This is a genomic window from Paenibacillus timonensis (genome assembly GCF_022427145.1).
GTDB lineage: Bacteria > Bacillota > Bacilli > Paenibacillales > Paenibacillaceae > Fontibacillus > Fontibacillus timonensis.
On sequence record NZ_JAKSXN010000056.1, the window covers coordinates 1 to 25,193 of the forward strand.

Sequence of the window (25,193 nt, forward strand, 5' to 3'; positions counted from 1 at the left end):
CATAATGCGGGGCTCGATTTCCGAAAAAGAAGCTCCAGACCACCATAGCGGTCTGGAGCTTCTGCGTTGCATCGCCTACCGGGCCAGGCTTACCGGGCCGGCAGGCTGGCCCAAGCGTCCAACGGGACGCGGGCCACGATGTCGTAGCCCTGCCCCCGGCCGCGCGGGTGCACGATCACCGCTCCCATCTCGGGGAGCGGGCCCAACCCGACGCCCGGCGGGAAGCTATGGGCGACGATCACGCGGTTGGCGCCGGCCGGGGGCGGCGCCTCCAGCAGCGCGTCCAGCGCGCGCAAGGCTGCCTCCCGCTCCGCGGGCGTTGCCGTACCGCCGGGGCCGCCTAACCGCGCCAGCCCCAACAGCGCCGGCTCGGTCCGCACCCGGGCGGGGCCGAAGGCCAGCGCGGCGGATTCCCGCGTGCGGCACAGCGGGCTGGCCAGGACCGGCGTCGCCACCGGGACGCCCTGCTCCCGCAGCGCGTAGCCGAACCGGCGCGCCTGGCCGCGACCGGCGGCGGACAAATTGCGCTGCGCCGCGCAATCCTCCGGCCGCAGTCCGGGCCGGTCCTCGCCGAGGTTGGCTTCGCCGTGACGGACGTAAATCACGTAGCCGCCCTGACGCAGGTTGGCCAGCAGCGAGGCGGGAAGGCGATCCGGCGGAGAAGCCGCCGCGCTTCCTGCTTCGGCCGAAAGCGGTAACGCCCAAAGCGCAAGCAGCAGAAACGCCACTCTCATGAGGCGAATCCGGTCCTTCGCGTTAGGTTTCATAGGGTTGACCTCCTTCACAACACATCATCTCGCCCCCCTAGTTTGCACCGGATGGACGTCATTCATTTCTGGATGGATGACTCCATTTTTGCTATACTAAGACCATGAAAACCACGATCATAACAACAAACCCGGAACAGAAGCTTACGAAAAAAGGAATCGAAACGCGCCGCCGCATCGTCGCAGCTGCCGCCGGACTGATGTTCGAACGCGGGGTCGCCGGAACGAGCGTGGAGGACGTGCAGAAGGAGGCCAAGGTCAGCTCCTCGCAGCTCTATCACTATTTTAAGGAGAAGCGGGAACTGGTGCAGGCGGTTATCCTGTTCCAGACCGAGCAGGTGCTGGGCGCACAAGAGCCCTTGCTTAGCCATCTGGACAGCATGGAGGCGCTGCAAACTTGGCGCGACGCCGTTATCCAACTGCAGGTCGACCGAGAATATCAGGGCGGCTGCCCGATCGGTTCGCTGGCCAGCGAGCTGGCGGACATGGAACCGGCAGCCCGGTCGGCGCTGGCCGAGGGCTTCCTGCAGTGGGAGCAGGCGATCAGCCGAGGGCTGCGTGCGATGCGGGAGCGCGGGGAAATGCGTGCCGACGCCGATCCGGACCGGCTGGCGCTGGCGCTGTTGACCGCGCTGCAAGGCGGCCTGCTGATGACGCAGGTTCGCAAGGATATCTGCGCGCTGGAGGCCGTACTCGACGCGATGCTGGAGCATATCCGCTCCTATCTCGTCTAGTAGCGGTGTGCCGCTGGGTCCGGATTCAGGCCACACTGAAGGAGGGAAATTCCACGAACCTTAGTCCCCGCAACCGGCGGAAATCGCCTGGTTGCGGGGTTTTTTCGTAATTTCAAAAAATGGAGTTGACAATCCAAAAAAATTTAAATAGAATGAGGTCAACTTAAAAATGGAGTGATCACTCCAAAAAATAACGAACGGATGGACCAACCGTACCGCGAATGGGCTACCGTATCCAACTAAATGAGGTGTATGAAGATGACGTTCACGCAAACCCTGGATCAAATGAGACAAGAGTTTATTGCAAATACCCCGGCCGATGTGTATAACGAATTGTTCCGTTTGATCCATGGACAGCAGCAAGCGGGCAAAGCATACGGCCTGCAAGAGGGCCAGAAAGCGAAGGATTTCACTTTGAACAACTCGCTGGGCCAACCCGTGAATCTTTATGACGAATTGTCCCAGGGTCCGGTTGTGCTGACCTTCTATCGGGGCGGCTGGTGCCCGTTCTGCAACATGCAGCTGCGTGCGTATCAGAAGGTGCTGCCGCAAATCGAAGCGATCGGCGGCCGTTTGATTGCCGTGAGTCCGCAAAGTCCCGATAATACCCTGACCCAGAAAGAGAAGGAAGATTTGCAGTTCCAGGTACTGAGCGATACGAATGGGCTGACCGCAGCGGCGTACAACATTTTGTATGATGTGCCGGATTACATACAGGACATCTTCTTGAACAAATTCAGCTTGGATTTGGCGGAATACAATGCCACCAACCGCTGGATCCTGCCGATTACGTCCACGTTTATGATCGACGAATCGGGCATCGTCCGTTCCGCCTATGTCGAACCGGATTTCATGAAGCGCCCCGATCCGGAAGACATCCTTGAGCGGTTGAGACGGCTGTAATCGCGTTCGGTTCTGCGTTAGGACCCGCAGCCCGACCCGAGCCGCGACCGCGACGCGTCAGACGAAGGGCGTTCAGAATCACCAGAATCACGCTGAATTCATGAATAAACATTCCCGAGGCCAGATAAATATGCTCCGTTACTACGCCCGCCAGCAACAGAACCACGACCGCCACGGCAAACGATACGTTTTGCTTCATGTTGCGGACCGTGCGCTTCGCCAGCCGGCGGGCGTAGACTAGTTTATCCAGCCGGTCGGTCATGATGACCGCATCCGCCGTCTCAATCGCGACGTCCGTCCCCGTTCCTCCCATCGCCATCCCGATGTCAGCGGCGGCGATGGCCGGAGCGTCGTTGATGCCGTCGCCAACCATGGCGACGCGGTAGCCCTGCCGCTTCCATTCCTGGATATGCGCCACCTTCTCGGCCGGAAGCAGTCCGGCGTATACCTGGTCGATCCCGACCCGATCCGCGACTTGTCGGGCGGCATGCCGGTTGTCGCCGGTCAGCATCAATGCCCGCTTCAAGCCCTCCCGCTTAAGTCCACGGATCGCTTCCTGCGCTTCCAGGCGTACCGGGTCGGCGATGGCGATCATACCGATCAACGTCCCCCCGGCTGCCGCGAACACGACCGTATAACCTTGCATCTCTTGGCGCTCTGCCTCCTTCTGTCCAGCCTCGTTAATGACAATGCCTAACCCGTCCAGCCACGCCAGCTTCCCGACCAGGATGTTCTGCCCGCGGACCGTTCCGCGAATCCCGCTTCCTTTGTGCACCTCAACCTGCTCCGGGCGTTCCGTGAGTTCCCCTTGCCGCTCCTTCGCGGCATTCACGATGGCCTGCCCTAGCGGATGCTCCGATGCCGCTTCGACCGCGGCCGCCAATGCGAGCAACTCTCGTTCCGGGGTACCTCCAAAGGTGGTGATCGCCACCACGGCGGGTCTTCCTTCCGTCAATGTCCCCGTCTTGTCGAATACGACCAAATCTGCCTTGGCCAGGTTTTCCAGAACCTCCCCGCCCTTGACCAGCAAGCCGTTCGCGGCTCCGTTCCCCAAACCGGCTACCATCGACACCGGTGCGGAAATCACCAGAGCACCCGGGCAAGCGATCACCAGAAACGTCAGCGCCAGTTCGGGATTTCGAGAGACGAAGTAGACCAGAACCGCCAGCAGCAGCATGCCCGGCGTATAGTAGGAAGCGAATTTGTCCAGGAATTTCTGCGTCTTCGCTTTGGATTCCTGGGCTTCTTCCACCAGCTCGATGATCTTGGCAAAAGTGGTATCTTCCCCGACCTGCTCGGCGATGACCTCGAGGTATCCCGTATCCACGGTCGTTCCGCTGAACACGCGGTCGTGAACCTGCTTGGCCACGGGAACCGGCTCGCCGGTAATCGCCGCCTCGTTAACGAGGGCCTGGCCGGAAACGACCCGGCCGTCGACTGCGATTTTGCTGCCGGAGGGCAAAAGCACCCGGTCCCCCCGCTCCACTTCGGACGCGAGCATTTTGACCTGAGCGCCGTCCCGCAGGACGATAGCTTCAGCCGGCGCCAGATCGATCAAGGCTTTCAAGGCGGAACGCGTCTTCCCCAGCGTGATGGCCTCAAGGTACGCCCCCAGCCGGAACAAAAAGGCTACCGCGGCCGCCTCGACGTATTCGCCCAAGATCACCGCACCGATCATCGCGATCGTCACCAGCAGCTCGATGCTGAAGGTTCGCAAGCGGAGGGCTTGGAGTGCTTTGACCGCGATGGTCCAGCCGGATATCGCAGAGGCCAGCAGCAGCGCGCCGCTTCGGGCCACCTCCCATCCCAGGAGGTGGAAACCACCCGCCAGGGCCAGCAGCAAACCCGATGCCAACAACGCCGCCGCTTTACGATGCCTGGCCATCGCCATGCCCTCCTCCCGTGAGCACCGGATAACCCAGCTTCGCCATCAGGCTTCGCAGCAACTCCTCCTGTACCTGGTTCTCGTCAAACGCGACCTTCACCTGGCTGGAGTGGAACAACACTTTGACTTCTCGTACTCCCGGCTGTTTCGTCAGCACGCTTTCGATTTTCTTGATGCAGCTCGGGCAAGTTAACTCTTCGACTTTCCATTTGACGGTGGTCATTTAGCATATCCCCTTTCGGTTATCGATGGCTTCATCGTAAACCGGGTGCGAAGGGGATTCCTTGATTCGCATCAAGTCGGGATAAAGGATGGATCAGATCGTACCCCACCCGACCGCGATGGACTGATAGGAGAGACGCAAAATCGTGTAACGCTTACGACAAGCGCTATTTGCGCCAAAACGGAGTATTTTCACCTGTAACGCTTGCCTGGAACGCTATTGGGTCGATTTCCCGTGTTCCGTAGCGCAAATCCCATCCATAAGCTCGCTGGCAAGCGTTAGAACGCCCTCCCCCCTGTTTTTCACCAAATAAGACGCGTGGCAAGCGTTAGACGGAGGAGCGGACAGAGGTGCGAATGGAGGTGTGGACACAGGTACGGGCGGAGGCGCAGACGGAGGTGCGGACGCAGGCGCAGACGGTTTAGCAATCCAGACAACGCAAACAGCAAGCAAGCCCAACAAACAACAAAAAGCACCTGAAAATATGAGAAAAAAATATTTTAAATTAGCTATTGCCCTCCGAAACAGTTCCTGCTAATATTAAGGAGCATGATTTTTGGAAAGGTTGTATTCAATATATCGCGAGTCTTTCCAAGCAGATAATTTTTGACCACTTCCCAAAGGGAAGTTAAGGCCATACGGACAGCCGGGTCAAATGCCGATTGGCAACTTAGTTGCCTTATTGATTGAGTTAAAAGCTCAAATTTTATAAGTTGGTTACTTTACAACCAGTGCATATGCACATCAACTTGTGAAACGGTCAATAAGAGTGGTAAAGGCGAATTATTTGCTAAATAGACTCTGATCCTAAGCATGATATATTGAATATTAAGACTTCCACTACGTGCGTTCGTACGATGGTTTCGTGCGGCGATGCAGACGGGCGTTTGTCCGTCGTTATGGAGCTTTTCTTAATATTGACTATATCGGAAGCAAGTGATGCGCAAGGTATGCGTGCATTCACTTGCTTTTTTTACGTTTCACGCCCGCTATGCAAAAATTCGAAGAAGGTTAGGAGATGGAAAAATGGGAAAAGCACTGATCATCGGCTGCGGCGGCGTCGCTGCTGTAGCTATCCACAAATGCGTTCAAAACAGCGAGGTTTTTGAAGAAATTTGCATCGCGAGCCGCACCAAGTCGAAATGCGACGCGCTGAAAGCGAAGCTGGACGGCGGCAAAACGAAAATCACGACGGCTCAGGTCGATGCCAACAACGTCGACGAGCTGATCGCGCTGATCAACGAGGTTAAACCGGACGTGGTCATGAACCTGGCTCTGCCGTATCAGGATTTGACGATCATGGACGCCTGCCTGGCGACCAAGACGAACTACCTGGATACCGCCAACTATGAGCCGGAAGATACCGCGAAATTCGAATACAAATGGCAGTGGGAATACCGCGAGCGCTTTGAAAAAGCCGGCATCACCGCACTGCTGGGCAGCGGCTTTGACCCAGGCGTAACCGGCGTATTTTCCGCCTATGCCTTGAAGCATCACTTCGACGAAATCGAGTACATCGACATTCTCGACTGCAACGCGGGCGACCATGGCTATCCGTTTGCGACGAACTTCAACCCGGAGATCAACATCCGCGAAGTCTCCGCGAAAGGCAGCTACTGGGAGAACGGCGAATGGATCGAGACCGAGCCGATGGAGATCAAACGCGTCTACAACTTCCCGGAAATCGGGGAGAAAGACATGTACCTGCTTCACCATGAGGAAATCGAGTCCCTGGCCCTCAACATTCCGGGCATCAAGCGGATCCGCTTCTTCATGACGTTTGGCCAAAGCTACCTGACGCACCTGAAATGCCTCGAAAACGTCGGCATGACCTCGATCGAACCGATCGAATTCGAAGGCAAGCAAATCGTGCCGCTTCAGTTCCTGAAAGCCGTGCTGCCGGATCCATCTTCGCTGGGACCGCGCACCAAGGGCAAAACGAACATCGGTTGCATTTTCAAAGGCAAAAAAGACGGCAAAGATAAGCTGTACTATGTATATAACGTGTGCGACCACGAAGAGTGCTACAAAGAAGTCGGCTCCCAGGCCGTGGCTTACACGACCGGCGTACCGGCCATGATCGGCGCGATGATGCTGATGAACGGAACTTGGAACAAACCGGGCGTTTACAACATCGAAGAGTTCGACCCGGATCCATTCATGGACGCGTTGAACAAATGGGGCCTGCCTTGGAAAGAAAGCTTCGATCCGGAGCTGGTAGATGCGTTCCCGGAAGAGGAGACCTCCGCAGAACGCAAAGAAACGGAGTACGTTAGATAATATGCGCTTCGAGGAACTGCCAACACCTTGTTATGTGGTCGATGAAAAACTTTTGGAGCAAAACCTGAAAATCCTGGCCGGCATCATGGAGCGGACGGGCGCGAAGATTATTTTGGCGCAAAAAGCGTTTTCGATGTACACGACCTACCCGCTGATCGGACAGTATTTGAGCGGTACGGCATCCAGCGGCCTATACGAAGCCCGGCTCGGCCGCGAGGCGATGGGCAAGGAGAATCACGTCTTTGCCCCGGCCTACCGGGACGATCAGATGGACGAAATCATCGACCTCTGCGATCACGTGATCTTCAACTCGTTCTCCCAAGTGGAGAAATACCGGGACCGGGTGCTGGCGGCCGGCAAAAAAATCGGTCTGCGCATCAACCCGGAATGCTCTACGCAGGTAGGGCACGACATCTATAACCCTTGCGCGGTCGGCTCGCGGTTTGGCGTAACGATCGAGCATTTTCGCCCCGAGCTGCTGGATGGCATATCCGGACTTCATTTTCATACCTTGTGCCAGCAGAACTCGGACGATTTGGCGACGACGCTGGATGCGGTTGAGGCGAAGTTCGGACCGTGGCTGTCGCAAATGGAATGGATCAATTTCGGCGGCGGCCATCACATCACGCGCGAGGACTACGACATTCCGCTGCTTGAGGCGTGCATTCGTCGGATGCAGGACAAATACGGCCTTGAGGTGTATCTGGAGCCGGGCGAAGCCGTTGCGCTGAACGCCGGTTACCTGATCACGACCGTGCTGGACACGCTGAAGAACGGCATGGACATCGCTATCGTGGATGCTTCGGCTTCCTGCCATATGCCAGACGTGCTGGAGATGCCTTACCGTCCGCCGCTGTTTGGATCGGGCGAAGCCGGCGAGAAGCCTTTCACGTACCGGCTCGGCGGACCAACCTGCCTGTCCGGGGACAATATCGGCGACTACTCGTTCGACCAGCCGCTGAAGCCGGGCGACCGCCTGGTGTTCGGCGACATGGCGATTTACTCGATGGTGAAGAACACCACCTTCAACGGGATGCCGTTGCCGGCGCTCGTGCTGCAGCATAAAGACGGCGACTGCGAAGTCCTGCACCAGTTTGGGTATGAAGATTTTAAAATGCGGTTGGCGTAAGTCGCCGCTTGAGTGTAACGGGACTGCCCCGGTCTGTAGACCTGAGGGTAGTCTCTTTTTTCTGTCCAAAACCATAATCCTGCACACCATTCCCATAGAAATACACCTTTATTTGGAAATCAAGCCTGATTTATGATGAGATTGCGGTACCAAATCTGGCGAATAGGAGGAATGTGCCTTTTTGTGATATCGCTTACATTGGTATATTGGTCAGATTTCGTAAAAAGAAACTCTGCTGGGCTCACCACGACGACTCTGCCAGATGTAAGAATCGAGAAATCCTTATTCTGAAAGGAGAATGAATTTCGTGAAAAGCCAAAGACGCATAATCGCCTGGATTTGTGTCGTGACCCTGTTCGCCGCAACCTTCTTCACCTCGGCAGGGTGGACCGCTCCCGTTCGGGCGGCAGGGGGGCCAAACCTGGCTGCGGGCAAGCCCGTGACCGAATCCGGACACGCCGATGTTTATGTCGCCTCCAATGTCGCCGACGGCAATGCCGATACGTATTGGGAAAGTACGAATAACGCTTTCCCCGGATGGGTTCAAGTCGACCTCGGCAGCGCCGTTCTGATTGATCAGGTCGTCTTAAAGCTGCCGTCCGGTTGGGAGAGCCGGTCGCAGACCTTATCTGTCCAAGGAAGCACGAACGGATCCAGCTTTACCGATCTGAAGGCCTCGGCCAGCTATACGTTTGATCCGGGCACCGCGAATACGGTGGCGATCAACTTTACGGCCGCCAGCGCCCGATACGTGCGGATCCAGATTACGGCCAATACCGTCTGGCCGGCGGGCCAACTCTCCGAAGTGGAAGTTTATGGCGCTTCTCCTGCCGCGCCAGCCGCGATTCCGGGCAAGATCGAAGCGGAGAGCTACAGCGCCATGAACGGCATCCAGACGGAGCCTACCTCGGATTCGGGCGGCGGGCTTAACGTCGGCTGGATCCATGTCGGGGATTGGCTGGATTATAACGTAAATGTGCAAAATGCAGGTACTTATACCGTCGAGTACCGGGTTGCGAGCAATGCCGGTACAGGCGCGATCCAACTGCAATCCGGCGGTTCGACGCTGGCCACGACCACGGTGCCAAACACCGGCGGGTGGCAAAATTGGCAGACCGTGACGGCCAACGTCACGCTAAATGCCGGGACGCAAACCCTTCGCGTCTATGCCAGCGGCTACGACTTCAATATCAACTGGATCGGGTTTACGCCGGGAAGCACTGCGGATACGCAGCCGCCAACCGCTCCGGCGAACCTCGCGTTCACGCAGCCGACGACCGGTTCCGTAAAGCTGACCTGGAGCGCGGCCACCGATAACGTGGGCGTCACCGGATACGACGTTTACGCCAACGGCCAGCTTCGCGGCAGCGTCAACGGTTCTACGCTGACGTATACAGACCCGCAACCTGCCGGCGTTACGGTGTCCTACTACGTCGTCGCTAAGGATGCGGCCGGCAATGCGTCGGCACCGAGCAATACCGTGACGCGGAACGGATCCGGGGAAGGAGACGGATCGAATCTCGCCATCGGCAAGACGATGACCGCCTCCTCGTCAACGTTTACCTTTGTCGCCGCCAATGCCAACGATAATGATACGTCCACCTACTGGGAAGGCAACGGCCACCCAAGCACACTCACCGCGGACCTGGGGGCCAATGCCAACATCACGTCGATTGTCCTTAAGTTGAACCCTTCCAGCGAATGGGCGACCCGCACCCAAACGATTCAGGTGCTTGGACATGACCAAAATGCCACCAGCTTTACGAACCTGGTTTCGGCCGCTTCGTATACGTTTAATCCCGCTTCGCAGAACACCGTCACGATTCCCGTCAGCGCTACGGTGAGTCAGATTCAACTGCGGTTTACGGCCAATTCCGGGGCACCGGGCGGGCAGATTGCCGAATTCCAGGTGATCGGTACGCCTGCACCCAATCCGGATCTGACCGTGACCGGCATCTCCTGGTCGCCGGCCGCTCCGGACGAGACGCAAGCCGTTACGCTGAACGCCACGGTTCGCAATGCGGGTACGGTCGCGTCCACCGCGACGAGCTTGAACTTTTACCTGGGCAGCACCTTGGTTGGAACGGCTTCCGTCGGTGCGCTTGCCCCTGGAGCAACGGCTAACGTCTCCGCGAATATCGGAGCGAAGGAAGCCGGTTCTTACGCCGTTGTCGCCAAGGTAGATGAGAACAACGCGGTCATTGAGACCAACGATGGAAACAACAGCTACACCCACACCTCGCAGTTGACGATCGGCCAGGTGCAAAGCTCCGACCTGATCGCAGCGGCGGCTTGGACGCCTTCCAACCCGAGCGCGGGCAACACCGTCACTTTTACAGTGAACCTGAAGAATCAAGGGACGATGGCCTCGGCCGGCGGCGCGCACGCCATTACGCTGGAACTGAAGAACGGCTCGGGGGCAACCGTGCAAACGTTTAACGGCTCGTACAGCGGGTCTCTTGCGCCGGGAGCATCGGCTAACGTTACCCTGGGGACTTGGACCGCGGTAAACGGCAGCTATACGGTCACGACAACGGTAGCCGCAGATGCGAACGAAGTTGCCGTAAAACGGAACAATAACACCGCCACCGCCAGTTTGTATTCCGGGCGCGGCGCGAATATGCCGTTCACCGTCCTGGAAGCCGAAGCCTCCTCGAACAGCACCAACGGCACGAAGCTGGCACCGAACTTTACGCCGGGCGACTTCGCCGGCGAAGCTTCCGGACGTTCGGCCGTTTATCTGGACGCCACAGGGGAGTACGTGGAATTTACGCTGACCTCGCCGGCCAATGCCTTCGTGTTGCGGAATGCCGTGGCCGAGAATACCACCGGAACGGTGAGCATCTATGCGAACGGCGTAGATAAAGGTAATTTCAACGTAACGTCCAAATTCTCTTACTTGTATGCAACGCCTTCCACGCTTGGGCGGCTTGGCTATGATAACTCGGGCTCCAAAGCCTACTGGCTGTATGAAGATTCCCAGCTTCTGCTTGACCAAGTCTATCCGGCCGGAACCAAGATCAGAATCCAGAAGGACGCCGGAGACGTCCCGTGGATTTACGTGGACATGATCGAGACGGAGAATGTCGCTCCGCCGGCAACAAACCCGGATCCGAGCAAATACGTTCAGGTGTCGAGCACCAAATCGATTGAGCAAGCACTGAACGAGTTCCGTCAGGATTCGTCCAAGAAAGGGATTTTCATTCCGGCAGGGGAATGGACGATCTCATCGAAGATTTTCCTGTACGGCCGGGCGACGGAGATCATCGGAGCGGGCCCTTGGCACACCAAGCTGGTCGCTCCGCAAGACCAAACGAACACGGACGTTGGGTTTAATATCAGCTCCGCCGCCAACGGATCAACCATCAAGAACCTGTCCGCCTGGGGCAACTACATCTACCGTCAGGATGGCCCCGGCAAATTCATCGACGGCAACGGCATGCAGAACGTGACGGTCGAGAACGTTTGGGCCGAGCATTTCGTTTGCCTGTATTGGGGCGTGAACTCTTCGTACAATACGTTCAAAAATAACCGGATCAAAAACATGTTCGCGGACGGCATCAACATGACTAACGGCTCTTCCTACAACGTGATCGACAACAACTATGCCCGCGGTACCGGCGACGACTCCTTTGCGTTGTTTAGCGCGATTGACGCCGGAGGCTCTTACAATGTGGGCAACAAATACACCAACCTCACCGCCGTCAACGTACGCCGCGCCGCGGCCTTCGCCGTTTACGGCGGCCAGAATAACCTGTTCCAGAATCTGTACGGCGCCGATACGCTCACCTATCCCGGGGTGACCATCAGCAGCTTAAGCTTCGGTTATAATACGCTGGGCTTCGGCGACCAGGATACCGTCATCGACGGCGTCACGCTGGATCGCACCGGGGGAGATTTCTGGACCAGCGTCGGGGCCGACGATAAAATCAACGATTACCAGAACTTCGGCGCGATCTGGTTCTTCGGCGGGGACCGGGACTTCAAGAATATCCTGGTGAAGAACGTCGACATCAATAATCCGGTTTACTTCGGTTTGATGTTCCAATCCAAATCGCCGGAGAATCTTCCGATGCAGAACGTTCGGCTGGAGAACATTACAATCAACAACCCGACCCGTTACGGGATTAAGCTGGTGGTCAGAGCGGAAGACGGTCAGGGGCCTGCCGTTGGCGAAGCGCGCTTCACCAATGTCAAGGTGAACAACCCCGGCATCACGGCCATCTATGGCGAGAACCAATCGCCGAACTTCCACGTCATCCGGGGAGCGGGAAATAACTGGTGATCCCGATCCGAGTAAGGGTTCCTGCCATCTGCGGGAAGCGCTGAAGAAAATTACGGTTTACCACGAACAAAGGCGGTACCTGTCCATGACGGGTGCCGTCTTTGTTCTGATCTATCCTCGACTTTGGCATAACTCTCCTGCCCCTGGGAAAGCTATCCCTTAAAAACAGGAGGTTGCCCCGCCCCATGAATAAGAAGCAAGCTTTAGCGCCCCACGAATCCGTGGATCTCCACGAAATTCTCAACTTCAAAACGCTTTGCCTGGCGAAGTCGAAATTGATGCAAGGCCTCGTGTTCGATCAAGACCTAAAGGACTTGATGCAAAAGGACGTGGAACAGACGATACAAGCGTTGCAGGATCTGCAAGCCTTGTATAGCCAGGTTCCTTACCAAGTACCCGTTCCCGAAAGCCGGCCCGAGCCGATGTTCCAATAGAAGGAGAGCCGAGATGAACAACGATTACTTAGACCCGATTAACGCGCTGAACATGCCGGAAATCGCCGACATGACCTTCGCCACGGACTTCCTGATGCGGGCCAAGGAAGGCGTGCGCAATATCGCGATCGCCCTGACGGAAACCGCTTCCCCGGAAGCCCGGATTTTACTGCGGAACCTGTTAAGGCAGGGCATCGCCATGCACCAGGAGATCACGGAACTGATGATGCGCAAAAAATGGTTCCACCCCTACGAGTTGTCCGAGCAATATCAATTGGACCAGCTGTCGGCCAAGAACACGATCCTGATCGGACAAATGGATTTGTTCCCTGCGGACACACGTCGCATCGGCATGTTCGATCGGACGCCGGACGAGCATAGGGAGGGGGGCCAAGCATGAAGGCCGTAACCTATCAGGGATTGAAAAACGTGACCGTCAAAGAGGTGCCGGACCCGAAGATCGAAAAGCCCGATGACATGATCATCAAAATCACCAGCACGGCGATTTGCGGCTCGGACCTTCACTTGATCCACGGAATGATCCCGAATTTGCGGGAAGACTATATCATCGGCCATGAACCGATGGGGATCGTGGAGGAAGTCGGCCCCGAGGTGACTCATCTCAAGAAGGGGGATCGGGTCATTATCCCGTTTACGATCGCTTGCGGGGAATGCTTTTATTGCAAAAACCATTTGGAGAGCCAATGCGACAACGCCAACGAACACGGGGACATGGGCGCTTACTTCGGTTATTCCGGCAATACGGGCGGATATCCCGGCGGGCAAGCCGAGTATTTGCGCGTGCCGTACGCCAACTTTACCCACTTTAAGATTCCGGAAAACTGCGAACAACCGGACGAGAAGCTGGCCCTCATTTCGGATGCGATGCCGACGGCTTATTGGAGCGTGGATAATGCGGGGGTGAAGGAAGGGGACACCGTCATCGTACTCGGCTGCGGTCCGATCGGACTGCTTGCGCAGAAGTTCGCCTGGCTGAAAGGGGCCAAGCGGGTCATCGCCGTCGATTACGTGGATTACCGGCTGCAGCATGCCAAGCAGACGAATAAGGTGGAAACCGTCAATTTCGAACAATACGATAACGTCGGTTCGTATCTCAAGGAAATCACCAAGGGCGGCGCGGACGTCGTCATCGATGCGGTGGGCATGGACGGAAAAATGACGAACCTGGAGTTCCTGGCTAGCGGCCTGAAACTGCAAGGGGGAGCCATGAGCGCCCTGGTGATCGCCTCCCAAGCGGTCCGCAAAGGCGGCACGATTCAGATTACCGGCGTGTACGGCGGCCGATACAACGGTTTTCCGCTCGGCGACATCATGCAGCGCAACGTGAATATCCGATCCGGTCAAGCCCCGGTTATCCATTACATGCCGCATATGTACGAGCTGATCTCTTCCGGTAAAGTCGACCCCGGCGACATCATCACCCACGTGATCCCGCTGGAGGAAGCCAAACGCGGCTACGAGGTATTTGATACGAAAACCGACGCATGCATCAAGGTGATTTTGAAACCGTAACCCTTACGACACCCGATCAGGAGGACAAACCACCATGAATAGAGCCAACCAGGCTTTGCACGAAACCTTGGAGGTCCATGAACTAGCCGCCTCCAAAACGATTGCTTTAACCAAGGCGAAAACGATGCAGCTTCTGGTCTCGGACCCCGAGCTGAAGCAAATTTTGCAGCATGATGTACAGGTATCGACGCAGCAATTGCACGAGCTAAGCGGGCTTCTGTCTTCTATAGCTCCTGAGGGAGGGAACAACCAATGAATCCCGTACTGGAATACTTGATGGGGCTGGATAAATTGACCGACGAGGTCGTGGCCATGGATTATTTGCTGAACGCGAAAACCTCCGTCCGAAACTACGCCATGGCCGTCACGGAGTGCGCCACGCCCGAGGTTCGGAACGTCTTGACCAAGCAGTTGGAGGAGTCCATCGACGCCCACGAGATGATCATGGGTTACATGATGAGGCGAGGCTTCTACCAGCCCTACGATGTCCAGGACCAAATCGGACGGGACCTGCAAAACATCGATATCGCGCTGAACATCCCGTCCTGAATCCGTTAAAAAACCAAAAAAAAGTCGATCAGGAGTTTTATTTCTGAACGACTTTTTGGTAACCATTTTTTTGAACGAATTTTCGTTCATAACTCTTGCGTTTGAGCGCGGCGGGGAAAATAACTGCAGGAGTGCAGCTGTTTTCACCAATTCACGGGTTTTTCCGGAAATAGCTGCAAGAATGCAGTTATTCCCAAGGAGAAGGCCGACTTTCTTAAAATCACAGAAAAATAACTGTACTTATACAGCTATTTAACCGTTAAGGTGAGGAGGTTAGGAAATAACTGCATCTACGCAGTTATTTGATGATCTCGTGCAATTCAGTTCATGCATGATTTGTCGTTTAGAAATCCGACGTCATGCTGTCGCGCGAGGCCTCTTGTACGATATTTCGTACAAAAGTACCCTTCAGTTCCGCTCCGGACGGCACTTGAACGAATTTTCGTTCAAAACAGCCCTCGCCTTGCAGGATATCCCTCTGATTTGTGCCATTAAATCGGCAACAGCTGGACGCGATCCTGCGTTTTCAGGCGTTCCACCATGTCGTACCACGCTTGCGGCTTGTTCGGCAGCACCGTGTAATAGCGCTGCAGGAATTGAACGACGAGTTCCGTCTCCAGGCCGTCGTCGCTGCCGTCCATCGGCAGAAAGCAGAGATCCAGCCCGCTGACCGCCTCTCCGTCATTGTTCCAGGACGGATGCACGTACGGGAAGTCCAAGCGCATATACCCGAGATGGGACAACACTTCGCGGCGCACGTACGGATCCATCGGCTTCACCCCGCCGAATTCGTGATGCTCCACCCGGTAAGGGTCGTAGATTTCCGCGAACATGCCACGCAGCTTCTTCCCGTTGGCTTCCGCCAATGCGTGCAAATCGCGTAGCCGGCGATCCGCCAGGAACCGCCCGATGCCCAGCCCCGCTTGGCCGATGATCGTAAAGTCGGTCATCGCCACGTTGAAGTCCTCGTAGTAGCGGTATTCCGTCGCCCCGACGACCTGGCCTTCGTGCACCGCGACGAATACGCGAATGCCGGGGTCTTCCAGTGGCTCTTTCCATAAATCGAATTCCAGCACTTCTTCCGGCGGAAACACGTTTTGCATCAACTGATGCATCGATTTGAACAAGGGATCCTGGATATTCGTGATTCGGGTAAATTCCATTCCGTTAACGCCTCCTATTCAGATTGGGGTGGGAAAAACGGATTTCTCCATTCCATCAATGCGGCGGTATTCCGCGATTCCTCATCCTCCAGATAATCTTGCACCACCGTAACGGGTGTACGGCCGCAGCGCAGCAGGAAGGTGATCACCGGATCCTTCAGCTCGCCGCTCACCACGGCGCTCAGGTATTGCTCCGCCGTCATCTCCGCCGCGTGTTTATGGTAACCCGGCATTCTTCCGCCGCCCAGCAAACGCTGAAGCCCTTGGTGTACCACCAGCTCATACATGGATAACATCAGCCACTTGCCCAGGCCCCATTGCCGGTAAGCCGGCCGGACGCCGATATCCACGACGTACAGCGTGTTCCCGTCGGGGCGGTGGTTGCGAATGTACCCGTTGTCGGTGATCTCCGCCCAGGAGTGCTCCGGCTTGCCGGGGTCGAAATCGACCTTAAGCGCAGTCATCGAACCGGCCAGTTCCCCGTTCACTTCAACGCACAACGCGCCTTCCGAGAACAGCCGCACATGGTTGTTTAGCTGCTCCTCATTCCACCATAATTCCGAAGGAAAAGGGGGCGGAAAGCTCTCCTGCTGAATGCGGATCAACCCCGGAAAATCCTTCTCTTCGTAATTCCGAATCACGGCCGGCACAGGCCGGCCCTGGTCAAACACGTACCATTCCTTCCGATACATCGCGTCTCGCCTCCACGGACTGTCTGCGTTCTTCTTGGTTTATTTCCAGTCGGTGTACAAATCCGTCCGCCGGTCCCGCCAGGTCGTGACGGAGCCTTTCTCCCGCACTTGATAAAGCAGCTCCAAATCCAGATCGGCGGTCACGATCATATCGTCATTGATCTCGCCTTCCACCAGGATGCCGCGCGGCGGAAACGGGACGTCGTTTGGCGTGATCACCGCCGCCTGCCCGAAGTTGCCCCGCATGAAATCTACCGTCGGCAGCGAACCGACCGTACCGGTGGTGACGATATACACCTGGTTCTCGACCGCTCTCGCATGGCAGCAATAGCGCACCCGATGGAAGCCATGGCGGTCGTCCGTGCAGGATGGACAGAAAATGACGTCCGCGCCTTTGGCCTTGGCCATACGGACGATCTCCGGAAACTCGATGTCATAACAGGTCAACATGGCGATTTTGCCCTTCTCGGTTTCGAACACCTCCAAGCCGTCGCCGGGCGTCATGTTCCATTCGGTGACTTCGGTAGGGGTAATGTGCAGCTTGGCCTGCTCCGCGACTCTCCCGTCGGGATAAAATAGATGGGCCACGTTATACAGCTTATCCCCCTTGCGAATCACATGCGTCCCGCCGATGATATGCATCCCGGTCTGCCGGGCCAATCCGCTAAACAGGGTGCGATATTGCTCCGTAAAGTCCGGCAGCTCCTGGATGGTCAGCGCTCGGCCGTCCGGCGATCCGATGGACATCAGTTGCGTGGTGAAAAATTCCGGAAACAACACGAAATCCGCGCTGAACTCCTCCGCGGTTTTGATATAGTGTTCGGCCTGACGGGCGAACTCGTCGAAGCTGCCAATGGTGTGCAGATGATATTGGACAGCGGAAACTCTTAATTTCATGGGGATCCCCTTTCCTGTTCCCAAAATGCTCAGATCGGCGAAAAGTCCACCTTCGTAAATTTCATCATAAAGTCAGGAATAATGCAATTCCTCCGCCCTGCGGAGGACAAAGCTCACAGACGAACCGGGAGGCTTCCATCCAGCACGATCTCCTGTTCCGTCACGATGGCTTCATAGGCCAAAATCCGTACGCCTTGCTGTGACGCCTCTTCCAGGGCGTCCGCAAAGGCGGGATCCATCTCGCGGTAAGGGGTAAACGCGTGGCAGCCCTTCATTTGCACCACGAACAGCACCGTCCCGGCGTACCCTTCTTGAACCGCCTTGGCCAGTTCCAACACATGTTTGGTTCCCCGCGTCGTCGGGGCATCCGGGAACATGGCGATGCCTCCCTGCTGAAGCGTGACGCCTTTGACTTCGATGAACCCTCGTTCCTCGCCTTTCTCATAATAAAGATCAAAGCGGGAGTCCCCATACGTGACTTCCCGCTTCACATAGGTGACCGGTCCAACCTCCGCGATCCGCCCCGCCTTCAGCGCCTCGAACGCCACCGGATTAGGCGCTTGCGAATCCACGTTCACCCAGCCTCCGTCCAGGGCAGCCGCGATCAGGGAGTACTTCGTCTTCCGCTCGGGCCGGTCGGAAACTTCCAGCAGGACCTCCGTATCCGGCAACAGAAGCTCTTTGAGCCGGCCGGTATTTTTTACGTGCACCCGTTCCGCGGCGCCGCCTACCACAACCTCAGCAATAAACCGGTTCACCCGCCGCTGTAGTCGGCCCTGCACGATGTTCCCATACTTCATCTCTCTTCACTTCCCTCATGGTTTACCAAGCTGCAATCATGCCGTCCGTCCGGGATTCGGTCCCGCCGGCCAGCACGCCGGTTTGCGGATTCCGCCAAATGATTTGGCCGCGCCCGAAGCCTCCGTCGTCCGGCATCACTTCGATGTCATGCCCCTTTTGCCGGAGCGCCTCGACCAACTCGCCGGGGAATTCCGGCTCCACCTGCACCTTTTTCCCGCCAAACCATTGCCATCTAGGGACATCCAACGCGGCTTGAGGATTCAGCCGGTAGTCGACCGTATTGGCGATGACCTGCAGATGGCCCTGCGGCTGCATGTATCCGCCCATCACCCCAAACGGGCCGACCGCTTCCCCCTCCTTGGTCAGGAACCCGGGAATGATCGTGTGATACGTGCGTTTCCCCGGTTTTACAAAGTTCGGATGGCGTTCATCCAGCGAGAAGTCGGCTCCGCGATTCTGCAGGCTGATTCCCGTCCCCGGGATGACGATGCCGGAGCCGAATCCCATGTAGTTGCTTTGAATATAGGACACCATATTTCCTTCCTCGTCGGCCGTGGCCAAATACACGGTTCCGCCCTGCGGCAAATCGATGGGCTTCGGATCCAACGCGGTCTCGGCGATTTCTCTCGCGCGTAAGGAGGCATATTCCTTCGACAGCAAAAATTCGGTGCTGACCGGCATGTCGGCCGGTTCCGTGATCCAGGCCTGGCCATCGGCAAACGCGAGCTTTAACGCTTCGATTTGGCGATGAACCGTCTCTGCGGAGAGCCATTCGGGCTGCTCCAGCCGTTCATAGATATTCAGCGCCATTAAGGCGACCATCCCCTGCCCGTTCGGCGGAATCTCCCAAACGTCATAGCCCCGGTAATTCGCCGAGATCGGCTTCACCCACTCCGGCCGGTACGCAGACAGATCGGATATTCTTAAAAAGCCGCCATGCTCTGCTATGAAGCCGTCCATGCGACGGGCCAGTTCCCCCTCGTAAAAATCCCGCGCCCCGGTGACGGCAATCCGGCGCAGACTCTCCGCGTGGCCTTTCGAGCCCCACATTTCCCCGATTTCGGGAGCCCGGCCCTGCGGCGCGAAGGTTTGGAACCACGCTTCGAACTCCGGCCCTTCTTGTTTGCGGTACGCCTGGTAAGCCCGCGCCCAGCTCTTGCCCAAAATCGGCGTCAAAGGATACCCTTCCTCGGCATAACGAATTGCCGGCTTCAAGATCTCCGTCAGGGGCCGTCTGCCGAACTTCCCGGCCAGCTCCGCCCAAGCCGCCGGGGCCCCGGGCACCGTAATCGGCACCAGCCCCAGCTTCGGCATGTGCTCATGCCCCCGCCGCTTGACCGCCTCGGCCGTCAGCAGGGCCGGCGCCGGCCCGGAGGCGTTCAAGCCGTGAAGCTTCCCCTTCGTCCAGACGAGGGCAAACGCATCCCCGCCGATTCCATTGGAGGTCGGCTCCACGACCGTCAGGGCTGCCGCGGCCGCAATCGCAGCGTCGATGGCGTTGCCCCCTTGCTGCAGGAGCTCGAGCCCGGCTTGCGCCGCCAGCGGCTGGGACGTAGCCACCATGCCTTTTTTGGCGAATACGGTATAACGCTTGGACGGAAACGGATGATTCAAGTAATCCATGGACCTCACTCCTTCGACTCAGAGTTCATGCAGAAGCGCCCAGATGCAAGGGTTGTTTTCTCCTTTTTGGTATAATAACACAGACATTTTCCGCAGGAATAGAACGGGTAAAGGAGCTTAAAATCGTCGCAAAAAAAGGATGGACCACGAGGTCTCCCTCAAGCCCATCCTTCTTTCTTCCATTCTACTTCAAGCTTGCCAGCCGGTCTGCGTACATGATCTCGTCATTTCCGCCAACGAAGATATATTTGCCATAAACCTTGATTCCGTCGAACATTCTTTGCGTGCCGGCACCATGGACCCCTTGGTAGATCGGCGGAATCGCTACCTTCTTCCACTGTACTCCGTCTTTGGACAGATAGTATACGTGGTAAGGGACGTTCTCCCCGTTGACCACATCATAGTCCGTTCCCATCGCGAAGAATTTGCCGTCGAACGAGGTTAAGAAATCCAAAGCATCAAAACTGCCATTCGGGAACGTCATTTGCTTCTTCGTCCAATTGATTCCGTCCTTCGACACCCATGATTTCTGAGAATTATAGAGGTCTAGCGCTACGTAGGAAGTTCCGTTCCAAGCCAGATAAGTCTGATTCAGATCGATCGTCTTCACCAGCTTCCAGTTCGTCCCGTCCGTCGTCTGCATCAGCTTTGTCGTTCCAAGACCGGTATTGTAGTTATGCACCCGGAAGGCAGCGAGCAGCCGTTTGCCATCCCAGATCATGGAGGTCAGCCAATCTTCTTGACTTACGCTGGCCACCCGGGTCCACTTCAGGCCATCCTTAGATTTATAAGTACCATAAGATTGATCCGATGCTACAAAGAACTTTCCGGTCCACAATATATTGCGCAATTGGCCATACTGATCCTTGAAAGGAACGCTTGCCTGCTTCCAGCTATAGCCGTCTGTGGAGTAGTAAATTCCGTTATGGCCGGTCGCAACGAACTTATTTGCTCCCCAGACCACATCGTACAAATTCGGTCTCCCCAATCTGTCCCGATAGGCAAACGGACTGCCGCCCCGCCAAGTCGTACCGTCATCGGTATAGATGACATTGCCGTCCAGGCCGACGGCTACGGTTCTCTTCCCGTTCGTGGCGATGCCTCCGAGCTCGCCGCCCGTTTGCGAACCTGTCAACCGGTAGCTCCACGAGCTGCCGTCCTTCGTATACAGGGCGTACGTGCTGTCGGGAAAATCCTGCCGATCATTAGAACCGATTCCGGCAAACCCGCTAGCCACCGGATAAACGATGTAGATGTTGGCATGCAAGTAAGAAAGATCGGTTTTCTTCCAAGTCACGCCGTCCTTGGACGAATAGGCTACGTTTTTGTTGACCCCATTTGTTTGGTCAGTAGCCCCGGTAATGACGTATATGCCATGTCCGTGTGTAATCGTCATCAGCTCAGCGCCGCTTGGGGATTTTGCTTGTTTGGTCCAAGTGAACCCGTCAGGCGAAGTGTAAATGCCATTGCCGACACCCAGGTATTGCTTCCCGGTCCAGACCATATCGTGAATGGCTGCAGAAGAATTGTAGGTCTTGGAAGACCAGTTCTGTCCATCCTTCGAGACGAGGACAAACTTCTGATCATACTCACTGGTAATAAAATAGCTGCCATTCACATAACTCAGTGTGTCTGCAAAATACTCGTTGTTTAACGAACGCGAGGTGGTCCAATTCTCCCCATCCTTCGACGTAAAAATATGCTTGTTTCCTATAGCCACGAAGCCTGCTTCTCCCCAGACCAATTGACAGATCGTTTCACCCGGGTCAAAGTCCAGCTTCGTCCAGGTGAGCCCGTCCGAGGAGATAAATCCTTCGGAAGGTCTGCCGTAAAGGTTCATCGCAAATTCCGTATTGCTGCCGAACATCACGTATTTCGATCCGTCCCAGTCGATAGCGGTTAAATGATAACCCCCGAACTTCGACAGTGCCTTCCAGGCAACTCCATCCGTAGATCTCATCACCGTGCCGTACGGGCCGACGGCGAAGTACTCGTTTTTCCCCTTAGCTAGCGCATATGGTGCATTTGAGTTAAAACTCGCATTAACGGTCCAGCCTTCTCCAATCGAGAAAGGCGACTCCCTCAGCGTAATCGATTCCATCGTCTTGTTATCGGCGCCGGCCTGAACCGGAGTTCCGAACGGTACCCAAAATGACAAAACCAACGACAGACAAACTACCCATACTAACATGCTTTTCCTCTTCATGTTTCCCTCCTGATGTAAAAAATGTCATGATGTTGACACATCTTGTTATCGGTAGTTTGGTCCTATTTTTTTACGGGACTTAAGTCTCATTCGTCTCGGGTCTGGCTGCCGCCGGTCATCCATCGGCACCAAGGAACAACTTGTAAAAGGCAATCCATCACAAACCGTGGTATAATAGCCTCTGGCATAAACGAAAGAAATAAGTTTGCTTCGTTTGATGCGGGTGGGAGAGGGATATTTTGAAAGTGTGATTCATCAATGAAAGGAGTATTTCAGCTTAAGCAACACCAAACAAACGTGAGAAAAGAACTCGTCGCAGGATTGACCTCGTTCTTCTCCATCGTGTACATTATCGCCGTCAACGCCAATATCCTGAAGGATGCGGGGATTCCGCTGGAGGCCGGCATCTTGGCCACCGTGCTGTCTTCGCTTGTCGGCTGTTTGCTGGTCGCGTTCGTGGCGAACGCGCCGTTAATTCTCGTCCCCGGCATGGGGATCAACGCCTTGTTTACCTATACGATCGTTGGTTCGATGGGACTCAGCTACCAGGAAGCCTTGGGTGCCACGGTGCTTGCGGGTATCCTGTTCGTCGTGGTCGCCTTTACGGGCTTGTCCTCCCTGATTTCCAGGGCCATTCCGGCTTCCCTGAAGGAATCCATTTCCGTGGGAATCGGACTGTTCATTGCCTTTATCGGCTTGCAGAAGAGCGGCATCGTCACCGGCAACACCAGCCACTTTGTGGCGCTCGGCGACTTATCGGCCCCGCTGGTTCTGGCTTCGATCATCAATCTGATCCTTACGCTGTTCCTGTTCTTGAAGAAGGTTCCCGGGAATTTTCTCATCAGCATTATTGCGGGAACGCTGGTTGCCTGGTTGTTCGGAATCGTCGATTTGGGCTCATTCGCATCCTCGTCGATCTCGTTTCAAAGCTACGGCGACGTCTGGATGAGCGCGGACTTCCGCCATATGGCCAGCATTCCGTTCTTGACGGGTTGCTTCTCGCTGGTCCTCGTGCTGGTCTTCGAAAATATCGGGCTCGTCCATTCCCAGGTGAACGGCATGCTGCACGCTCCGGAGAAGAACGGGAAATCGATGAAAGCCGTGTCGATATCCACGGTGGCTTGCGGCCTCTTGGGTACCAGCCCGACGGTCTCGACGGTCGAAACGGCGGCCGGCATTACCGCAGGCGGTAGAACCGGGTTAACCTCGGTGACGACCGGGTTGTTGTTCCTGGGCTCGTTGTTTTTTATGCCCTTGATCAAAATCATCCCGGACGCCGCAATCGCTCCGATCTTGATCATTATCGGCGGACTCATGCTGACGAATATCACGAAGATCGATTTCAGCGATTTTTCCGAAGCGTTTCCCGCGTTTCTCGTGATTCTGATGATTCCTTTAACGTATAGCATTGTCGACGGTATCGCCTTTGGCTTTATCGCGTATCCGCTGCTCAAGATGTTTTCGAAGAAGCGGGAACAGCTGTCGATCTCCATGTTTGTCATCTCGTTCCTGTTCCTGGCCAACTTCCTGCTGCAGTCGGTTCTATAGAAGAACAATACAAAGGGCACCCTGACGGGTGCCCTTCATTTATTTATCCTTGCAGAAATTTCACCAAAGCCGCGTTGAACTCGTCGGCGTGCGTCACATTAAAACCGTGCGGGCCGCCCTTGATGACCACTAGCTGGCTGCCGGCGATTTGTTCATGCGCTCTTTGGCCGCTGATTTCTACCGGCACGATCGCGTCCGAATCACCGTGGAGAATCAACGTCGGCACGTTGAATTTGGCCAAATCGCCTCGGAAATCCGTGTAGCTGAATGCCGAAATGCAGTCCAGCGTACCTTTCGGGGAGGCGAAAGCGGCAATGTCACGGTTATGCAAGCGGAACGGTTCGCTTACCAGGTCGGTTCGGCCTCCTGCCGCGAAGAAGTTCGTCGTGAAGTCGTCCAGGAAAGCCAGCCGATCTGCTTTCACGCCGTCCTGGAATCCCTTAATGGCTGCATCATCAAACCCGCCATCCGGGTTATCTGCAGATTTGTACAGATACGGCGGAACCGCCCCGGCCAGAACCGCTTTGCTGACTCGCTGCGTACCGTAGGTCCCGATATATCTGGCCACTTCCCCGCCGCCCATCGAGAATCCGACCAACGTGACATCGCGTAAGCCCAGATATAGGATCAATTGATGCAGATCGGCAGCGAAGGTATCGTAATCATACCCGTTCCAAGGCTGCGAGGACTGACCGAAGCCGCGGCGATCATACGTAATCACCCGGTAGCCGGCTTCCACCAAAGCGGGCACCTGCTTCTCCCATGATCTTCCGCTAAGCGGCCAACCGTGAATCAAAATCACCGGTTTCCCCGAACCTACATCCTCGTAATGAAGCTCCACCGGAATTCCATTCTCTTGACCAACCGTTACCTTTGCCATTGCAAATCCCTCCACATTTTAGTTTTTCAAAATTATATTGTGCAAAATCTTTATATTCACATCTTACCCACCTCGCATAATATTGTCAACAATTAAATTGTAAAAAATATAGTTTCTTTTTTCCGCATCTGTTATGATGTTTGTAAACTTACATTAAAGGCAATCGAGGTGCATCATGGAAACGAATGAGCCAAGCTTGAAGTTGGGGGAACATCTATGTTTTTCGCTGTACGCCTGCTCCCGGGCCATCCTGCGTCTGTATCGCCCTTATTTGGATGAGCTGGAGCTGACATATCCGCAATATCTGGTCCTGGTCAACTTGTGGGAGAAGGAGAAGAGCACCATTAAGGAGCTCGGAGAAGCCTTGGATCTGGACACCGGCACCTTAACGCCTTTGTTGAAGCGGATGGAAGCCGCGGGGCTCATTGAAAGACACCGCGATTCCGCCGACGAGCGCGTGGTGAATGTGCTTATTACGCCGAAGGGCAAAGCGCTGCAAGAGAAAGCGGCCTGCGTTCCGCAATCTCTGCTTGATGCTTCGGCGATGGAACCTGAGGAGCTAAACCGGCTGAATGACACCATCGTCCAGTTGCTTCAGCAGGTCAATGCCTCGTCGAAGAAATAAATAAACGCTCCACGTCCGTTCCTTCCTGATGCTCGA

22 protein-coding genes are annotated in these 25,193 nt (G+C 55.9%); 12 read left to right on the forward strand and 10 right to left on the reverse strand.

Annotated elements, in window-relative coordinates:
* Nucleotides 1-89 precede the first annotated feature (89 nt).
* On the reverse strand, nucleotides 90-767 hold the full coding sequence (locus MJ257_RS19255) for a histidine phosphatase family protein (RefSeq protein WP_240270772.1): 678 nt from the start codon (nucleotides 765-767) through the stop codon (nucleotides 90-92).
* Between the two features lie 104 nt (nucleotides 768-871).
* Between MJ257_RS19255 and MJ257_RS19260 the strand changes: the two genes are divergently transcribed.
* Complete coding sequence (locus tag MJ257_RS19260; RefSeq protein WP_178022198.1) at nucleotides 872-1,501, forward strand: TetR/AcrR family transcriptional regulator; 630 nt, start codon at nucleotides 872-874, stop codon at nucleotides 1,499-1,501.
* 285 nt (nucleotides 1,502-1,786) lie between these two features.
* A complete protein-coding gene (locus MJ257_RS19265; RefSeq protein ID WP_240270773.1) occupies nucleotides 1,787-2,404 on the forward strand; it encodes a peroxiredoxin-like family protein in 618 nt (205 codons plus the stop codon).
* Here the strand turns inward: MJ257_RS19265 and MJ257_RS19270 are convergent.
* On the reverse strand, nucleotides 2,352-4,289 hold the full coding sequence (locus tag MJ257_RS19270; RefSeq protein WP_240270774.1) for a heavy metal translocating P-type ATPase: 1,938 nt from the start codon (nucleotides 4,287-4,289) through the stop codon (nucleotides 2,352-2,354). The genes MJ257_RS19265 and MJ257_RS19270 overlap by 53 nt on opposite strands.
* Entirely contained in the window at nucleotides 4,273-4,512 is a 240-nt protein-coding gene (locus MJ257_RS19275; RefSeq protein ID WP_178022195.1) for a heavy-metal-associated domain-containing protein, read from the reverse strand. Before MJ257_RS19275 ends, MJ257_RS19270 begins: the two co-directional genes overlap by 17 nt.
* Before the next feature lie 1,026 nt (nucleotides 4,513-5,538).
* Between MJ257_RS19275 and MJ257_RS19280 the strand changes: the two genes are divergently transcribed.
* The 8 genes from MJ257_RS19280 (at nucleotide 5,539) to MJ257_RS19315 (ending at nucleotide 14,722) form a co-directional block, all read left to right on the forward strand.
* Nucleotides 5,539-6,792: a saccharopine dehydrogenase family protein gene (locus MJ257_RS19280; protein WP_240270775.1), complete on the forward strand. Its 1,254-nt coding sequence runs from the start codon at nucleotides 5,539-5,541 to the stop codon at nucleotides 6,790-6,792.
* Nucleotide 6,793: 1 nt separating this feature from the next.
* Nucleotides 6,794-7,921: a carboxynorspermidine decarboxylase gene (gene nspC / locus MJ257_RS19285; RefSeq protein ID WP_240270776.1), complete on the forward strand. Its 1,128-nt coding sequence runs from the start codon at nucleotides 6,794-6,796 to the stop codon at nucleotides 7,919-7,921.
* A 298-nt stretch (nucleotides 7,922-8,219) separates the two neighbouring features.
* Entirely contained in the window at nucleotides 8,220-12,206 is a 3,987-nt protein-coding gene (locus MJ257_RS19290) for a carbohydrate-binding protein (protein WP_240270777.1), read from the forward strand.
* 185 nt (nucleotides 12,207-12,391) lie between these two features.
* Nucleotides 12,392-12,640: a spore gernimation protein GerQ gene (locus tag MJ257_RS19295; protein WP_240270778.1), complete on the forward strand. Its 249-nt coding sequence runs from the start codon at nucleotides 12,392-12,394 to the stop codon at nucleotides 12,638-12,640.
* Nucleotides 12,641-12,653: 13 nt separating this feature from the next.
* Nucleotides 12,654-13,040, forward strand: a complete 387-nt coding sequence (locus tag MJ257_RS19300; RefSeq protein ID WP_240270779.1) for a spore coat protein — start codon at nucleotides 12,654-12,656, stop codon at nucleotides 13,038-13,040.
* Nucleotides 13,037-14,173 carry a zinc-dependent alcohol dehydrogenase gene (locus tag MJ257_RS19305; RefSeq protein ID WP_240270780.1) on the forward strand — a complete coding sequence of 379 codons (1,137 nt, stop codon included), beginning with the start codon at nucleotides 13,037-13,039 and terminating at the stop codon, nucleotides 14,171-14,173. The genes MJ257_RS19300 and MJ257_RS19305 overlap by 4 nt, the downstream gene beginning before the upstream one ends.
* 34 nt (nucleotides 14,174-14,207) lie before the next feature.
* The gene (locus MJ257_RS19310; protein ID WP_240270781.1) at nucleotides 14,208-14,429 is read left to right on the forward strand and encodes a hypothetical protein; all 222 of its coding nucleotides are present in this window, start codon (nucleotides 14,208-14,210) and stop codon (nucleotides 14,427-14,429) included.
* Nucleotides 14,426-14,722, forward strand: coding sequence for a spore coat protein (locus MJ257_RS19315; RefSeq protein WP_240270782.1), 297 nt, complete (start codon nucleotides 14,426-14,428; stop codon nucleotides 14,720-14,722). Before MJ257_RS19310 ends, MJ257_RS19315 begins: the two co-directional genes overlap by 4 nt.
* Before the next feature lie 491 nt (nucleotides 14,723-15,213).
* Here the strand turns inward: MJ257_RS19315 and MJ257_RS19320 are convergent, their stop codons facing one another.
* From MJ257_RS19320 to MJ257_RS19345, 6 genes are all read right to left on the reverse strand, one after another.
* Nucleotides 15,214-15,885 carry a GNAT family N-acetyltransferase gene (locus MJ257_RS19320; RefSeq protein WP_240270783.1) on the reverse strand — a complete coding sequence of 224 codons (672 nt, stop codon included), beginning with the start codon at nucleotides 15,883-15,885 and terminating at the stop codon, nucleotides 15,214-15,216.
* A gap of 14 nt (nucleotides 15,886-15,899) precedes the next feature.
* Entirely contained in the window at nucleotides 15,900-16,577 is a 678-nt protein-coding gene (locus MJ257_RS19325) for a GNAT family N-acetyltransferase (RefSeq protein ID WP_240270784.1), read from the reverse strand.
* A gap of 39 nt (nucleotides 16,578-16,616) precedes the next feature.
* The gene (locus tag MJ257_RS19330) at nucleotides 16,617-17,474 is read right to left on the reverse strand and encodes a carbon-nitrogen hydrolase family protein (RefSeq protein WP_240270785.1); all 858 of its coding nucleotides are present in this window, start codon (nucleotides 17,472-17,474) and stop codon (nucleotides 16,617-16,619) included.
* 113 nt (nucleotides 17,475-17,587) lie between these two features.
* Complete coding sequence (gene sfsA / locus MJ257_RS19335; RefSeq protein ID WP_178022183.1) at nucleotides 17,588-18,274, reverse strand: DNA/RNA nuclease SfsA; 687 nt, start codon at nucleotides 18,272-18,274, stop codon at nucleotides 17,588-17,590.
* Between the two features lie 22 nt (nucleotides 18,275-18,296).
* On the reverse strand, nucleotides 18,297-19,898 hold the full coding sequence (locus MJ257_RS19340; protein ID WP_240270786.1) for a gamma-glutamyltransferase family protein: 1,602 nt from the start codon (nucleotides 19,896-19,898) through the stop codon (nucleotides 18,297-18,299).
* Nucleotides 19,899-20,082: 184 nt separating this feature from the next.
* Nucleotides 20,083-22,056: a sialidase family protein gene (locus tag MJ257_RS19345; RefSeq protein WP_240270787.1), complete on the reverse strand. Its 1,974-nt coding sequence runs from the start codon at nucleotides 22,054-22,056 to the stop codon at nucleotides 20,083-20,085.
* Nucleotides 22,057-22,362: 306 nt separating this feature from the next.
* Here MJ257_RS19345 and MJ257_RS19350 point away from each other — a divergent pair, with 306 nt between their 5' ends.
* A complete protein-coding gene (locus MJ257_RS19350) occupies nucleotides 22,363-23,652 on the forward strand; it encodes an NCS2 family permease (protein WP_240270788.1) in 1,290 nt (429 codons plus the stop codon).
* 43 nt (nucleotides 23,653-23,695) lie between these two features.
* On the opposite strand, the gene MJ257_RS19355 is transcribed toward MJ257_RS19350, so the two are convergent.
* The gene (locus MJ257_RS19355) at nucleotides 23,696-24,532 is read right to left on the reverse strand and encodes an alpha/beta fold hydrolase (RefSeq protein ID WP_240270789.1); all 837 of its coding nucleotides are present in this window, start codon (nucleotides 24,530-24,532) and stop codon (nucleotides 23,696-23,698) included.
* 175 nt (nucleotides 24,533-24,707) lie between these two features.
* On the opposite strand from MJ257_RS19355, the gene MJ257_RS19360 reads away from it, so the two are divergent.
* Nucleotides 24,708-25,157 carry a MarR family winged helix-turn-helix transcriptional regulator gene (locus tag MJ257_RS19360; RefSeq protein WP_240270790.1) on the forward strand — a complete coding sequence of 150 codons (450 nt, stop codon included), beginning with the start codon at nucleotides 24,708-24,710 and terminating at the stop codon, nucleotides 25,155-25,157.
* Nucleotides 25,158-25,193: the final 36 nt, after the last annotated feature.